This is a genomic window from Amycolatopsis sp. NPDC049691 (assembly GCF_040675005.1).
Classification (GTDB): Bacteria; Actinomycetota; Actinomycetes; order Mycobacteriales; family Pseudonocardiaceae; genus Amycolatopsis.
This window is the reverse complement of the sequence record NZ_JBFANX010000004.1, coordinates 91,627-104,666: the sequence shown is the minus strand read 5'-3', so window position 1 is coordinate 104,666 and position 13,040 is coordinate 91,627. Positions and strand designations below refer to the sequence as shown.

Here is a 13,040-nt window from a genome sequence, read left to right as displayed (position 1 = left end):
GGTGAACGAAGACGTGCTGCGCTGGAGCGGCCAGCGCACGGACCGGGTCGACGAGGGGACGCTGCCGGGGCTGGCCCGCCTGACGGGGTTCGTGCGCAGCGTGCGGACGCCGGAGTTCCGCGGCGTGACGTTCCACGAGGTGCTGGCGAAGAGCGCGTTGAACCACGTCCCGGCGGACGCGCGGATGCTGCCGGACGAGTACACGATCAACCCGTACCGCGGGTGTACGCACGCTTGCCAGTACTGCTTCGCGCGTCCGACGCACACGCGTCTCGGGTTGAACGTCGCCGGCGACTTCGACAACGAGGTGATCGTCAAGACGAACATCGTGGAGGTGCTGCGGAACGAGCTGGCGCGCAAGCGAAAGCTGCCGCCGCGGGTGGCGTTCGGCACGAACACGGACGTCTACCAGCGCGCGGAGGGCCGCTACGAGCTGATGCCGGGCATCATCGGCGCCCTGTCCGGGCACCGGGTGCCGTTCTCGATCCTGACGAAGGGGCCGTTGATCCGCCGGGACCTGCCACTGCTGGTGCGCGCGTCCCAGGCGACGACGGTGCACCTGGGCGTGTCGCTGTCGATGCTGGACGAGGAGCTGCAGCAGTCGGTGGAGTTCGGCACGGCGACGACGTCGGCCCGCCTGGCGACGGTCCGCGCGATCCGCGACGCGGGGCTGGAGTGCACGGTGTTCCTGTCGCCGATCCTGCCGTACTTGTCGGATTCGGTCTCCCAGCTGGAGGCGCTGGTGTCGGCCGTGGCTGCCGCTGGGGCGACGGATGTGCTGTACCACCCGCTGTTTTTGTCTTCGGGGGTCAAGGAAGTGTTCTTCGCTTGGCTGCGGGAGGCGCACCCGTCGTTGGTGGACTCGTACGTGAGGTTGTACTCGTCGGGCTCGGAGACGGGGTACCGGCACGAGATCGGGGCGCGGATCCGGCCGTTGATCGCGAAGTACGGGTTTCCCGAGCCGAGCAAGGAGATCGAGGACAAGTTCGCGTTGAACGGCAGGCGCGGCCGGCCACCTGCCCCGGAACCCACCCAGGCGACGCTGTTCTGATCAGCCCCGGCGGATGCGGAACATCGAGAGGTCCGCATTCACGGAGATACTGCTAGTCACGTTCTTCTCGCCCGGACCCACGAAGTTCAGTGAGGCGACGTTTTCATTCGACAGGTAGGCGCCTTCGATGGGGGAGTGACCGTCCGATGCCTTGATCCGGCTGGAAAGCTGATTCGCGAGGTACCTGGCGAAGCTGTGGTCCCCGGCGCCGACGCCGCCGATCTCCGCGCCCAGCTTGGCCCGCACCTCGGGGAACCGGTGATCCAGCATGATCGTCAGCTGGTAAGCGGTCACCCAGGGCTGCCCGAAGTGGTGGTCCGGGGCCGGCACGCTCCGGAGCACTTCCTCGACCTTGTCCAGGACCGCCAGCTCAGCCCACTTACTCGTGCTCATCCGCTCTCCCGCCACGAAGCAACCTGTTCGCAGCTAGTCGCCCCTCGCAGGAGTGCTGTTACCGCTCGTGAGTGAGAAACCGCGTTCTAGCCCTGTGCTCTAGTTCAGGACATCGTGAACAGTTGATGTTTCAGGACATCGTGAACACTGACCGGCCTGTGGGCCTGGTGACCAGGGCTCCTGGTGATCATGCGGCGATGGGCAGAGCAGGGTTTTCGATGGATCCTGAGTTCGTCGCCGCGGTCGCTCGGGCCGCCGCGGGCGAAGACATCAACATCGCGCGGTTCTGCCGCGAGCACGGCATGTCCCGAGGGGTGTTCCACAAGTACCTGACCCGCTTCCGCGCCGAAGGCGCGGGCGGGTTCACCCGCCGCAGCACCGCCCCACGCCACCACCCGACCGCGCTGGGCGCGTCGGTGACCGAGGCGGTGCTGCGGGCCCGCAAGGAACTGGCCGACGAGGGCCTGGACAACGGCCCGATCTCCATCCGCTGGCGCCTGGAAAACAGCGGCGTCATCCCCACGCCGTCTCCGTCCTCGATCTACCGGATCCTGCTCGCCCGCGGCCAGATCGTCCCGCAACCGCAGAAGAAACCCCGGACCAGGCGCCGGTTCGAATACACAGACCCCAACGGCTGCTGGCAGATCGACGGCATGGAGCACTACCTGGCCGACGGCACCAAGGTCTGCATCATCCAGATCCTGGATGACCACTCCCGCCTCGACGTCGGCACCTACGCCGCGACCGGGGAGACCACCGCCGGCACCTGGGCCGCGCTGCAACAGGCATTCGCCGGGCACGGCCTGCCCGTCCGGCTCCTCTCGGACAACGGGCTGGCCTTCACCGGCAAACACCGCGGCTGGATGGTCGAGCTGGAACGCCGGCTCGCCGAACTCGGCGTCACCAGCATCGCCGCCACCCCAGGTCACCCGCAGACCTGCGGGAAGAACGAACGCGTCCACCAGACCCTGCAGAAATGGCTCGCTGCCCGGCCACCCGCGGACACTCTCGCCGAGCTGCAGGACCTGCTCGAGGAGTATCGGCAGATCTACAATAACCGCCCGCACCAAAGCCTCGACGGGCAGACACCGCAGCAGCGCTACAACGCCCGCCCGAAGGCCGTCCCCGTCACCGGCCCGCGCCGGCCCAGCGGCGTCACCACCCGCCCCGTCTCCGCCACCGGCGTGATCGCGTTCGGCGGCTGCTCCATCGTCCTGGGACGCCGATGGGCCCACCACAGCGCCACCGTCTACTGGCAGGGCGACCGTGTCACCGTGATGATCGGCGACACCGTCGCCCGCCAGCTCACGCTAGACAAGTCGGTACGCTACCAACGCCTCACCAACCAGTGACTGTTCACGATGTCGTGGAACAGATCTGTTCACGAAGTCCTGAAACAGGACACCGCGTTCTAGCCCTGTTTCTCACTCACGACCCCCGGCGCCCAGAGGTCGTCGGCGTCTCCCGCCTCCAGCCGCCCCCGGTACACGCCGATCTTGCGGTCGATCAGCTTCAGGTTCTCCTGCAGCTCCGCCAACCGGGCCAGCACGTCCGCCCGGTGCGTCTCCAGCAGGTCCAGCCGCTCCTGCTCGTTCCCGCGCCCAGCGGAAACCAGTTCCGCGTACCGCCGGATCAGCTTGATCGGCATCCCGGTCGCCCGGAGCTTGGTGCAGATCTTGATCCAGTCCAGATCCAGCTTCCGGTACCGGCGACGCCCACCCGAAGTGCGGTCGACCCGCGTGACCACCAGGCCCGCGCGTTCGTAGTAGCGCAGCGTGTGCGCGCTCACCCCCGTGCGGCGGGCCGCCTCGGCGATGGTCAGTCCGGCCTCGGGGATCGGTTTGACTTCGAGCACGCTCTAAATCCTAGCGTCGATCCCATGAACGTTCCGACCTCGCGCCGTCCCGCGCTCGTGCTGGCCGTCTGCTGCGCCAGCATCGTCGTCGCGGTGATGGACATCTCCATCGTCACCGTCGCGCTGCCGTCGATCCGCCGCGACCTCGGCGCCTCCGTCTCGGGCCTGCAGTGGACCGTCGACGCCTACACGCTCGTGCTCGCCGGGTTCCTCGTGCTCGCCGGGTCGACCGCCGACCGGTTCGGGCGCAAGCGCGTCTTCCTCGCCGGGCTCACCGTCTTCGGCATCGGGTCCCTGCTCTGCAGCGTCGCCCCGGGCATCGGCTGGCTCATCGCCGCCCGCGCGGTCCAGGCCGTCGGCGGCACCATGCTCAACCCGGTCGCGCTCGCCATCGTCGTGACCGTGTATCCCGCGCCGGCCGACCGCGCCCGCGCGATCGGCGTGTTCGGGTCGATGTCCGGCCTGGCGCTCGCGCTCGGCCCGATCCTCGGCGGCGCGCTCGTCGACGGACTGGGCTGGCGGGCCGTCTTCTGGGTCAACGTCCCGATCATTGCCGTCGCCATCGCGGCCACCCTCAGGTACGTCCCGGAATCCCGGGCGGCCCGCGCACGCCGGTTCGACCCCCTCGGCCAGGTGCTCGTGGTCGTCGCGCTCGGCAGCGTCGTCGCGGCCATCATCGAGGCCCGCGCGCTGGGCTGGACGTCGCCGGTGATCGTCGGCCTGCTCGCCCTCGCCGCGCTCGCCGTGGCCGCGCTCCTGCGCCACGAGCCGCGCCGCGCCGACCCGCTGCTCGAACTGCGCCTCTTCCGCAGCGTGGCGTTCAGCGGCGCGATCGTCACGGCGCTGTTCGCGCTCTGCGGGTTCGGCGCCTTCCTCTTCGTCACCACGCAGTACCTGCAGGACACCCGCGGCCTGACGGCGTGGGCGGCCGGGCTCTGCCTGCTGCCCGTCGGGGTCCTGGTGCTGGTCCTGTCCCCGCGGACCGGACGCCTGGTCGGCACGCGCGGCCCGCGGCTGCCGCTGGTCGTCGCCGGGATCGCGCTGGCCCTCGGCGGCGTGACGGCGGCGTGGCTCGGACCGGCCACCCCGCTGCCGGTCGTCCTGGCCGTCTCCCTGCTGTTCGGTGTCTTCCTCGGCACGGTCAACCCGCCGATCACCAACACCGCCGTCGCCGGGATGCCGGGCTCGATGGCCGGGGTGGCCGGGTCACTGGCCTCGGCCGGCCGCCAGACCGGCACGACCCTCGGCGTCGCCCTCGCCGGGACGGTCGGCGCGGGACCCGGCGTGTGGTGGCTGGTCGCCGCCCTCGGCGGCGCGGTCTTCGCCCTCGCCCTCGTCAGCACGGGCGAGCGGGCGGCCGCCACCGGCCGGCGTGCCGCCGCGCTGTTCGCCGAGGTGGAAGGAGTCAGCCTCCCGCGACCGACGGGATGATCTGCACCTCGCCGCGGTCGCGCAACGCCGTCGACGGCCCGTCGAGCCGGCGGCACTCCTCGCCGTCGACGTAGAAGTTGACGTACCGGCGCAGGCCCGCCTGCTCGTCGCGCAACCGCCGTTCCAGCGCCGGGTACCGCTTGGCCAGCTCGTCCAGCAGCGCCCCGAGCGTGGCCGATTCGCCGACCTCGACCTCCAGCCGGGACTCGCCGCCGGTCTTCTCCCGCAGCGGCCCGGGCACCAGCACCGTGATCCGCACGGTCACACCGTCGCGGCGCGGACGCTGAGGACGTCCGGCAGGTGCGAGACGACCAGCTGCCAGCTGTCGCCGTCGTCCCGGCTGGCGTAGACGTCGCCGGTCCGGGACCCGAAGTAGATCCCGGCCGGGTCGGCGTCGTCGGCGCACATCGCGTCGCGCATCACCCCAGCCCAGTACCCGTCCGGCAACCCGGCACCCACGGCCTCCCACGACTTCCCGGCGTCCTCGCTGCGGTACACCCGGCACCGGCCCTCCGGCGGGAACCGCATGACGTCGGCGGTCAGCGGGAACGTGTAGATCACCTCGGGCCGGTGCGGGTGCACGACCATCGGGAAGCCGAAGTCGCTGGGCAGGCCGTCGGCGATGGACTGCCAGCTCGCCCCGCCGTCGTCGCTGCGGTAGACGCCGTGGTGCACCTGCGCGAACAGCCGCTCCGGCGCGCTCGGGTGCATCGCGACCTTGTGCACGCAGTGGCCGTACTCGGGGTACGGGTCGGGCACGTGCACCGCCTTGATGCCGGTGTTGCTCGCCCGCCAGGTCGCGCCGCCGTCTTCGGTGCGGTAGACGCCGCCGGTCGACATCGCCACGGTGACACGCCCGGGCTCGACCGGGTCCGGGAGCACGGTGTGGATGGCCTTGCCGCCACCACCGGGCGTCCAGTGCTCGCGGTGCGGGTGGTCCCACAGGCCGCGGACCAGCTCGTAGGTGCGGCCGCCGTCGTCCGAGCGGAACAGCGCGGACGGCTCGGTGCCGGCGTAGACGACGTCGGGCTCGCTCGGCGGCCCGGGCACCAGCTGCCAGGCCCGGACCAGCGACTCGGCGGTGTCCGGCGGGAACGCGATGGGGGCGTGGTCGGGTTCGTCCCAGGTCGCGCCCAGGTCGTCGCTGGTGGCCACGCTCGGCCCGAAGTGCTCGCTGGTTACCCCCGCGAGCAGCCGCGGTGCCGGCCGGCGCGTGTCGATGCCGACCGCGTAGACCTCGGTCATCGGGTGGTGCGGCCCGGCCACCTCCCAGTCCGCCCCGGCGTCCGCACGGGTCGCCAGCCACAGTCCCTTGCGCGTCCCGATCGCGAGCACGACAGTCATCCCGGCACCTTCCCCTCGAAGTGACCGGTGTCACAGTACTCTGCCGGAAAAATCTCCGGGGAAAAATGTCGAGCGCCGCGCGCGGCCGATCGACGCGGGGGTGAAGGCCGGTCAGCGAGCCCGGAGGACCCGGGCCCCGGCCGACGAGAACCAGGGAGCAGCACCATGCGTTTCCTCATGATGCACCGGATCGACGAGAACGACCCGGCGGCGTGGAACCCGACGCCGGAGTTCATGCAGAAGATGGGCGGGTTCATCCAGGAGGCGGCGGAGAAGGGCGTCCTGATCACCGCGGAGGGCGTGCACCAGACCGACAAGGGCGCGCTGGTCCGCAAGCCGCGCGGCGCGGCGATCCGCGTCACGGACGGGCCCTTCGCCGAAGCCAAGGAGGTCATCGGCGGCTTCGCGCTGATCAACGCCGCCGACCGCGCGGAGGCGGTCGAGTTCGCCAAGCGGTACGTGGACCTGTTCGACCTCGAGATCGAGGTGGAGATCCGCCAGGTGGTCGAGTTCGACGACCTGCCGGTGCAGGACTGACGGCCGCCGGTGGCGCTAGGCTGGCCGGGAACCGACTCTGGGGGTTGGAAAACATGTTCCTGGTCACCGGCGCCACCGGCAACGTCGGCGCGGAAGTGGTTGCGGCACTGGCGAAAGCGGGCGAACCGGTCCGGGCGCTGGTGCGCCGGCCGGACGCCGTGCTCCCGGCGGGCGCCGAGGCCGTCACGGGCGATCTCAACGATCCGGCGAGCCTCGAAGACGCGCTGAAGGGCGTCGACGGGGTCTTCCTGCTGCCCGGCTACCACGACATGCCCGGCATGCTGGCGCGGGCGCGCGAGGCGGGGGTCCGCCGGATCGTCCTGCTGTCCGGCGGTTCCGCCGCGCTCGAAAACCTCGACAACGCGGTGTCGGCGTACATGACGCTCGCCGAACGCGCGGTGCGGGACTCGGGCCTGGACTGGACGTTCCTGCGGCCGCGCGCGTTCATGGCGAACGCGCTGCGCTGGCTGCCGCAGCTGCGCGCGGGCGACACCGTCCGCGCGCAGTTCCCGCAGGTGGCGGCCGCGTGCGTCGACCCGGCCGACATCGCCGCGGTGGCGGCGCTCGCGCTCGCGGGCGGCCACGAAGGGCGGGTGTACGAGCTGACCGGGCCGGCCGCGCTGCGGCCCGCCGACCAGGTCGCGGTGCTGGCCGAAGTGCTCGGCCGCGACCTGGAGTTCGTCGGCCTGTCGGACGAGGAGACGCGCGCCGAGCTGGAAGCGAGCATGCCGCGCGAGTACGTCGAAGCGTTCTGGGACTTCTACGTCGGCGGAACGCTCGACGAGGCGACGGTGTACCCGACCGTGGCCGAAGTGACGGGACGCCCCGCCCGGACGTTCGCCGACTGGGCGGCCGCGCACGCGGACGCCTTCCGCTGACCGCCGCCGTCCGCCGGATGGCCGTTGTGCCGCGGGCTTCCCGCGGGCCAAGGTGGTCGTGCTGTCGGCCACCAGGCGCGGGGGAGCGGACTTGATCGAGGGTGAGCCCGGACCGGTCGTGCCGCGCGGGCGGACCGACCTGTCCGCCGTGCTCGCGCTGGTGCTTTCGGTGCCCGTCGTCGCCAGCGGCCTGCTGGTGCTCGCGCTGGCCGGGAAGCTCGCGTGGCCGGCGTACTTCTGGGTGGTCCCGGCGGGCTGGGTGCTGGCCGGCGCGATCACGTTCCTGCCCGCGTTCGAGCACTTCCTGCTGCCGCTGCTGTTCGGCCTGCGCGCGCCGACCGCGCGTGAGCTCACGTGGCTGACCCCGAGCTGGGAAGCCGTCTGCGTGGCCGCCGGCGTCGACAGCGGCCGGTACCGGCTGTGGGTGGAGCGCTCGCACGAGCTGAACGCCTTCGCCGCGGGCGGGCGGACGGTGGCGGTCACGCGCGCCGCGCTCGACCTGCCGCCGCCGAGCCTCGAGGCGATCCTGGCGCACGAGCTGGGCCACCACCTGGCCGGCCACACGCGGGCGTCGCTGCTGATCTGGTGGTTGGAGCTGCCCGCCCGCCTGCTGGCCCGGCTGGTGCGGCTGCTCGCGCTGGCGGTGCCGTCCATCGGCCGGGCGTTCGCGCCGTTCGGCCGGGCGGTCGTCGTGCTCGTGACCGTGCTGCTCGGGCTGGGTGTGCTGACCGCGCTCGCGTTCCTCGACCCGTGGCTGCTGCTGACGCCGCTGCTCGGCCCGGTGCTGGCGTGGTCGAAGCGGCTCGGCGAGTACCGCGCCGACCGGATGGCCGCGCGGCTCGGCTACGGCCCGGAGCTGATCGCGCTGCTCAAGCAGTGGATCGTGCTGCACCGCGGTGACGAACGGCGGCTGTGGGCCCGGCTGCTGGCGGGTCACCCGGCGCACATCGACCGGATCACCCGGCTGAAGCGCTGAAAGTTTTCTGCGAAGGTGTGTCCAAGCGGCGGGCGGCCGTTCGTAGTGCCCTCGTACGGCAACCGAGCCACTGGAGGAACCCGTGAAGTACCTGATGCTGATCAACGCCTCGCTCGACGCGGACGGCGAGCCCACCGGCTGCAGCACGCCCGACGACTGGATGCTGTTCGACAAGGCCCTGAAGGAGGCCGGCGTCTACGTCGGCGGCAACTCGCTCGCCGACTTCACCACGGCCGCCGCCGTCCGGGTCGACGAGCAGGGCGAGAGGATCGTCACCGACGGGCCGTTCGCCGAATCCCGCGAGGTGCTCGGCGGTTACTTCGTCGTCGACGTGCCGGACTTCGACGTCGCGCTCGAGTGGGCGGCGCGCTGCCCGGGCGCCCGCGACGGCGGGCACATCGTCGTGCGGCCGCTCGCGTCCTACGGGGACTGACGGCGATGAAGGGGTGGGCGTCGGTCGAGGCGGTGTTCCGGGAGGAGCGCGGGCTGCTGCTCGCCGCGCTCGTCCGCCGGTTCGGCGACCTCGACCTGGCCGAGGAGGTGACGTCGGAGGCGATCGAGGCGGCGCTGGTGCGCTGGCCCGCCGAGGGCGTCCCGCCGAAGCCGGGCGCCTGGCTGATGACGACGGCGCGGCGCAAGGCCGTCGACCGGCTGCGCCGCGACCAGGCCTACGCGGCCCGGCTCGCGGTGCTGCAGGTCGAGGCCGACCGCGCGGCGCCCGCCCCGGCGTCCGACGGCGGTCTGCCGGACGAGCGGCTCCAGCTGTTCTTCACGTGCGCCCACCCGGCGCTGCCGGCCGAGGACCGGACGGCGCTGACCCTGCGCTGCCTGGCCGGGTTGACGACGAGCGAGGTGGCGCGCGCGTTCCTGGTGCCCAGCGCGACGATGGGCAAGCGGATCGTGCGGGCGAAGAACCGGATCCGCGCGGCCCGGATCCCGTTCCGGGTGCCGTCCGCCGAGGAGCTGCCGGGCCGGCTGCCGGGCGTGCTCCAGGTCGTGTATTCGATCTTCACGGAGGGGTACGCGGCGAGTTCGGGCCCGGACCTGCAGCGGCTCGACCTGGCGGAGGAGGCGATCCGGCTGGCCCGGATCCTGCGCCGGCTGCTGCCGGACGAGCGTGAAGTGGCGGGCCTGCTGGCGCTGATGCTGCTGATCCACGCGCGCCGCGACGCCCGCACGGACCCGCAAGGCGGCCTGGTCCTGCTCGACGACCAGGACCGCACCCGCTGGGACCGGGCGATGATCGCGGAGGGGACGGCGTTGGTGGAGATCGCGCTGACCGGCGGGCCACCGGGGCTGTACGGAGTCCAGGCGGCGATCGCGGCCCTGCACGACGAGGCGGCGGACGTGGTGGGCACGGACTGGCCCCAGATCGTCGCGCTGTACGACGTGCTGCGCGGGCTGGCGCCGTCACCGGTGGTGGAGCTGAACCGGGCGGTGGCGGTGGCGATGCGCGACGGCCCGGCCGCGGGTCTGTCCCTGTTGGACGCGCTGGCGGAGGAACCGCGGCTTCGGGGGTACAGCCCGTTCCCGGCGGCCCGAGCGGACCTGCTGGTCCGCCTGGGCCGCCACACCGAAGCGGCGGCGGCGTACGAGGAGGCGTTGGCGCTGGCCGGCACGGAACCCGAGCGCGCCCACCTGCGCCGCCGCCTCACCGAGATCGCTAAGCCTGGGGCGCGCTGACCACCCGAGACTGTCGGTGGCCCCCGGTAAGCTGGAAACCGGGGGCCGGAGGCCCAGCCGCCCTCAGGCCGCCGCCCGCAACGCCGCCACCGCGGGCGCGAACATCGTCGCCTTGATCGCCCCCAGCGTGCCGCGGTCCTTGCCCGCCAGCGCCTCGACCCGCGACGAAGCCACCTTCACCACCTCGCCCTCCTCGGCGATCTCGTCCACCAAGCCGAACGACAATGCCTCCGCGCCGCCGAACCGCCGTCCGGTCGTCATCGACGCGATCGCCGACGCGGGCGTCAGCTTCCCCTGGATCAACGCCGCCATCCCCGGGGTGAACGGGATGTTGATGTCCGCTTCCGGGAAGCAGAAGTACCCCCGGTCCGCGCGCATCACGCGGAAGTCGTGCGCCATCGCCAGCATCGCGCCCGCGCCGAACGCGTGGCCGGTGACCGCCGCCACCGTCGGGACCGGCAGCGTCAGCACCCGCGCGAACAGCTCCTGCACGTCCGCGACGTACTCCGCGGCCTTGTCGCCGTTCGCCGTCAGCCACTCCAGGTCGAGGCCGTTCGAGTAGAACTTGCCGCCGCCGGTGGTCACCAGCACGTCGCCGACTTCGTCCAAAGTGGAATGGACGCGCTGCAGCCACTCCGGTGAGAAGCGGTTTTCGTCGTCGCCCAAGTGCAAAACGGTCACGGTCGGTCCTTTTCTCGGGGTGGCACGGTCAGCACGGCCCGCACCGCGGCGGCCAGCCTTTCCCGCACCAGGGGGTCGGTGATGTCGCGCCGGAAGAACGCGGTCGGCAGGTCGACGACGCACGTCGTGATCACCTCGACGGCCAGTCCGTCGCCGCGGTCCCACACCTGGCGCGCCAGCCGCACGAGCAGCGCGACCAGCCGTTTGTCCACCGCGTGCAGGGCTTCGGCCAGCTCGTCGGGCAGATCGGGCCCGAACAGCCGGTCGCCGCGGACCTTCAGCAGCATCCGTGCGCCGTCGGGACGTCGCGACGCGAACACCGCCGGGGTGTCCGCGGCCGCGACGACGGCTTCCACCGGCGAAGAAGCGGAATCCACCAGTGACGTCTGCAGGTCGAGGAACTCGGTCGCCGCGCGCAGCCAGACCCGCGCGAGCAGGGCGTTCAGCGACCCGAACGCGTGGTAGATCGTCCCGTTCGGGACCCCCGCCGCCGCGGCCAGGCCACGCACGGTGACGTCCGCCGAGGAGGCGACGAGCCGCTCGGCGACGTCGAGCAGCGCGTCGAGGTCGTGGACACGGGGGCGGGGCATGCCGCGACCGTAACAGAACACGTGCTCCAAAACCAGACGGTAAGCTGCCGCCGTGGAGATCTGGGTCAACCCGGCGTGCTCGAAGTGCCGGTCCGCCGTGTCGCTGTTGGACGAAGCCGGCGCGCAGTACACCGTGCGCCGCTACCTCGAGGACCCGCCGACCGCGGCGGAACTCGAAGCCGTGCTCGAACGCCTCGGCCTCGAACCGTGGGACATCACGCGCACCGCGGAACCGATCGCGAAGGAGCTCGGCCTCAAGACGTGGGGCCGGACGCCCGAAGACCGTCCCAAGTGGATCGAAGCGCTCGCCGGCAACCCGAAGCTGATCCAGCGCCCGATCATCACGGCCGACGACGGCACCACGGTCGTCGCCCGCGACCCCGAGACGGTCCGCTCGGTCCTCTAGGGAATCACGCCGTCCTTCGCGAGCAGCGGGACGTCGAGCGGCACCGTCTCCGGGTACTTGATCCCGGCGCCGGTGTTCAGAACCACGACGTCTTCGTCGCCGGAAAGCCAGCCGGACTCGCGAAGGTGCCGGAGCGCGGCGAAGCACGCCCCACCTTCCGGACAGACGAACGTGCCCTCGAAGGCGGTCAGTTCCCGTTGCGCGGCAAGGAGTTCCTCGTCCGTGACGGCGACCGCGGTGCCGCCGGTCGCGTAGACCGCGTCGAGCACCAGGAAATCGCCCAGCGCCTTGGGCACGGTGATGCCGAAGGCGACGGTCCGCGCGCCGGGGAACGGCTCGCTCTCGCGGGCCCCGCGCTCGAACGCCGAGACGATCGGCGCGCACCCGGTCGCCTGCACGGCGACCAACCGGGGCAGCGGTCCGGAAACCCAGCCCAGCTCCCGCATTTCCAGCAGTGCCTTGTGGATCCCGATGATCCCGACCCCGCCGCCGGTGGGGTAGAGGATGACGTCGGGCAGCCGCCAGCCGAACTGCTCCGCGATCTCGTACCCCATCGTCTTCTTGCCCTCGATGCGGTACGGCTCCTTCAACGTCGAGACGTCCTGCACCCCCGGTCGTCGCCCGACCGCCGCCGCGACGAGCTTCCCCGCGTCGCCGATCAGACCGTCCACCCGGTACAGCTCGGCCCCCGCGGCCACGCACTCGCGCATGGTGATCGCCGGTGCGTCGTCGGGCATCGCGACCAGGCTGGTCATCCCCGCGCGGGCCGCGTACAACGCCCACGCCGCGCCCGCGTTGCCGTTGGTCGGCATCGCGATCCCGCCGACCCCCAGCTCGGCCGCCCGCGACACGCCGACCGCGGCGCCCCGCGCCTTGAACGTGCCGGTCGGGACCAGGCCCTCGTCCTTCATCCACAGCCGCGACAGCCCCAGCTCGCGGCCGTACCGCGGCAGGCGCAGCAGCGGCGTCATGCCCTCGCCGAGGCTGACGACGTGCTCGGGCGAGCGCACCGGCAGCACCTCGTGGTAGCGCCACAGCGTCGGCTCGCGGCCGGCGATCTCCTTCGGCGTCACGGCTTCGCGGACGCCGTCGAGGTCGTACCGCGCGAGCAACGGCGCGTCCGACGGTGAGAGGCCCTGGACGACGTCGGCGTCGAGGCGCTCGCCCGTCCGGGAGCAGTCGAGGTGGCTGAGGAACGAGTACGGCACGGCGCCT

At 72.0% G+C, this 13,040-nt stretch carries 16 protein-coding genes; 9 read left to right on the top strand and 7 right to left on the bottom strand.

Annotation, left to right across the window (positions count from 1 at the left end; genetic code table 11):
* Position 1: 1 nt before the first annotated feature.
* A complete protein-coding gene (locus AB0J40_RS10345; protein ID WP_364450342.1) occupies positions 2-1,051 on the top strand; it encodes a radical SAM protein in 1,050 nt (349 codons plus the stop codon).
* On the opposite strand, the gene AB0J40_RS10340 is transcribed toward AB0J40_RS10345, so the two are convergent.
* Positions 1,052-1,459: a hypothetical protein gene (locus tag AB0J40_RS10340; RefSeq protein WP_364450339.1), complete on the bottom strand. Its 408-nt coding sequence runs from the start codon at positions 1,457-1,459 to the stop codon at positions 1,052-1,054.
* Positions 1,460-1,569: 110 nt separating this feature from the next.
* On the opposite strand from AB0J40_RS10340, the gene AB0J40_RS10335 reads away from it, so the two are divergent.
* Positions 1,570-2,796 carry an IS481 family transposase gene (locus AB0J40_RS10335; RefSeq protein WP_364450336.1) on the top strand — a complete coding sequence of 409 codons (1,227 nt, stop codon included), beginning with the start codon at positions 1,570-1,572 and terminating at the stop codon, positions 2,794-2,796.
* Between the two features lie 59 nt (positions 2,797-2,855).
* Here AB0J40_RS10335 and AB0J40_RS10330 read toward each other — a convergent pair whose 3' ends face one another.
* The gene (locus AB0J40_RS10330; RefSeq protein WP_364450333.1) at positions 2,856-3,299 is read right to left on the bottom strand and encodes a MerR family transcriptional regulator; all 444 of its coding nucleotides are present in this window, start codon (positions 3,297-3,299) and stop codon (positions 2,856-2,858) included.
* A gap of 24 nt (positions 3,300-3,323) precedes the next feature.
* On the opposite strand from AB0J40_RS10330, the gene AB0J40_RS10325 reads away from it, so the two are divergent.
* Positions 3,324-4,730, top strand: a complete 1,407-nt coding sequence (locus AB0J40_RS10325; protein WP_364450331.1) for a DHA2 family efflux MFS transporter permease subunit — start codon at positions 3,324-3,326, stop codon at positions 4,728-4,730.
* Here AB0J40_RS10325 and AB0J40_RS10320 read toward each other — a convergent pair.
* Positions 4,705-4,989 (bottom strand): ubiquitin-like small modifier protein 1, encoded by a 285-nt coding sequence (locus tag AB0J40_RS10320; RefSeq protein ID WP_364450329.1) that lies wholly within the window; start codon positions 4,987-4,989, stop codon positions 4,705-4,707. The genes AB0J40_RS10325 and AB0J40_RS10320 overlap by 26 nt on opposite strands.
* A 2-nt stretch (positions 4,990-4,991) precedes the next feature.
* Positions 4,992-6,074 carry an exo-alpha-sialidase gene (locus AB0J40_RS10315; protein WP_364450326.1) on the bottom strand — a complete coding sequence of 361 codons (1,083 nt, stop codon included), beginning with the start codon at positions 6,072-6,074 and terminating at the stop codon, positions 4,992-4,994.
* Between the two features lie 165 nt (positions 6,075-6,239).
* On the opposite strand from AB0J40_RS10315, the gene AB0J40_RS10310 reads away from it, so the two are divergent.
* The 5 genes from AB0J40_RS10310 to AB0J40_RS10290 all read left to right on the top strand — a co-directional run bounded on the left by AB0J40_RS10310 (position 6,240) and on the right by AB0J40_RS10290 (position 10,148).
* Positions 6,240-6,611 (top strand): YciI family protein, encoded by a 372-nt coding sequence (locus tag AB0J40_RS10310; protein ID WP_364450323.1) that lies wholly within the window; start codon positions 6,240-6,242, stop codon positions 6,609-6,611.
* A gap of 53 nt (positions 6,612-6,664) precedes the next feature.
* Positions 6,665-7,489 carry an NAD(P)H-binding protein gene (locus tag AB0J40_RS10305; RefSeq protein ID WP_364450321.1) on the top strand — a complete coding sequence of 275 codons (825 nt, stop codon included), beginning with the start codon at positions 6,665-6,667 and terminating at the stop codon, positions 7,487-7,489.
* A 91-nt stretch (positions 7,490-7,580) separates the two neighbouring features.
* Positions 7,581-8,465 carry a M48 family metalloprotease gene (locus AB0J40_RS10300; RefSeq protein WP_364450318.1) on the top strand — a complete coding sequence of 295 codons (885 nt, stop codon included), beginning with the start codon at positions 7,581-7,583 and terminating at the stop codon, positions 8,463-8,465.
* 82 nt (positions 8,466-8,547) lie between these two features.
* Positions 8,548-8,898 (top strand): YciI family protein, encoded by a 351-nt coding sequence (locus AB0J40_RS10295; protein ID WP_364450316.1) that lies wholly within the window; start codon positions 8,548-8,550, stop codon positions 8,896-8,898.
* Positions 8,899-8,903: 5 nt separating this feature from the next.
* The gene (locus tag AB0J40_RS10290; protein ID WP_364450314.1) at positions 8,904-10,148 is read left to right on the top strand and encodes a DUF6596 domain-containing protein; all 1,245 of its coding nucleotides are present in this window, start codon (positions 8,904-8,906) and stop codon (positions 10,146-10,148) included.
* A gap of 63 nt (positions 10,149-10,211) precedes the next feature.
* On the opposite strand, the gene AB0J40_RS10285 is transcribed toward AB0J40_RS10290, so the two are convergent.
* The gene (locus AB0J40_RS10285; RefSeq protein ID WP_364450311.1) at positions 10,212-10,829 is read right to left on the bottom strand and encodes an enoyl-CoA hydratase/isomerase family protein; all 618 of its coding nucleotides are present in this window, start codon (positions 10,827-10,829) and stop codon (positions 10,212-10,214) included.
* Positions 10,826-11,419: a TetR/AcrR family transcriptional regulator gene (locus tag AB0J40_RS10280; RefSeq protein ID WP_364450308.1), complete on the bottom strand. Its 594-nt coding sequence runs from the start codon at positions 11,417-11,419 to the stop codon at positions 10,826-10,828. Before AB0J40_RS10280 ends, AB0J40_RS10285 begins: the two co-directional genes overlap by 4 nt.
* 52 nt (positions 11,420-11,471) lie before the next feature.
* On the opposite strand from AB0J40_RS10280, the gene AB0J40_RS10275 reads away from it, so the two are divergent.
* A complete protein-coding gene (locus AB0J40_RS10275) occupies positions 11,472-11,825 on the top strand; it encodes an ArsC/Spx/MgsR family protein (RefSeq protein ID WP_364450305.1) in 354 nt (117 codons plus the stop codon).
* On the opposite strand, the gene AB0J40_RS10270 is transcribed toward AB0J40_RS10275, so the two are convergent.
* Positions 11,822-13,033: a threonine synthase gene (locus tag AB0J40_RS10270; RefSeq protein WP_364450303.1), complete on the bottom strand. Its 1,212-nt coding sequence runs from the start codon at positions 13,031-13,033 to the stop codon at positions 11,822-11,824. The genes AB0J40_RS10275 and AB0J40_RS10270 overlap by 4 nt on opposite strands.
* Positions 13,034-13,040 lie beyond the last annotated feature (7 nt).

What these genes read in the sequence shown, in the direction of transcription:
- AB0J40_RS10310 (WP_364450323.1), top strand. Translation starts at nt 6,240, where the DNA reads ATGCGTTTCCTCATGATGCACCGGATCGACGAGAACGACCCGGCGGCG.
- AB0J40_RS10280 (WP_364450308.1), bottom strand. Translation starts at nt 11,419, where the DNA reads ATGCCCCGCCCCCGTGTCCACGACCTCGACGCGCTGCTCGACGTCGCC.
- AB0J40_RS10315 (WP_364450326.1), bottom strand. Translation starts at nt 6,074, where the DNA reads ATGACTGTCGTGCTCGCGATCGGGACGCGCAAGGGACTGTGGCTGGCG.
- AB0J40_RS10290 (WP_364450314.1), top strand. Translation starts at nt 8,904, where the DNA reads ATGAAGGGGTGGGCGTCGGTCGAGGCGGTGTTCCGGGAGGAGCGCGGG.
- AB0J40_RS10305 (WP_364450321.1), top strand. Translation starts at nt 6,665, where the DNA reads ATGTTCCTGGTCACCGGCGCCACCGGCAACGTCGGCGCGGAAGTGGTT.
- AB0J40_RS10325 (WP_364450331.1), top strand. Translation starts at nt 3,324, where the DNA reads ATGAACGTTCCGACCTCGCGCCGTCCCGCGCTCGTGCTGGCCGTCTGC.
- AB0J40_RS10335 (WP_364450336.1), top strand. Translation starts at nt 1,570, where the DNA reads ATGTTTCAGGACATCGTGAACACTGACCGGCCTGTGGGCCTGGTGACC.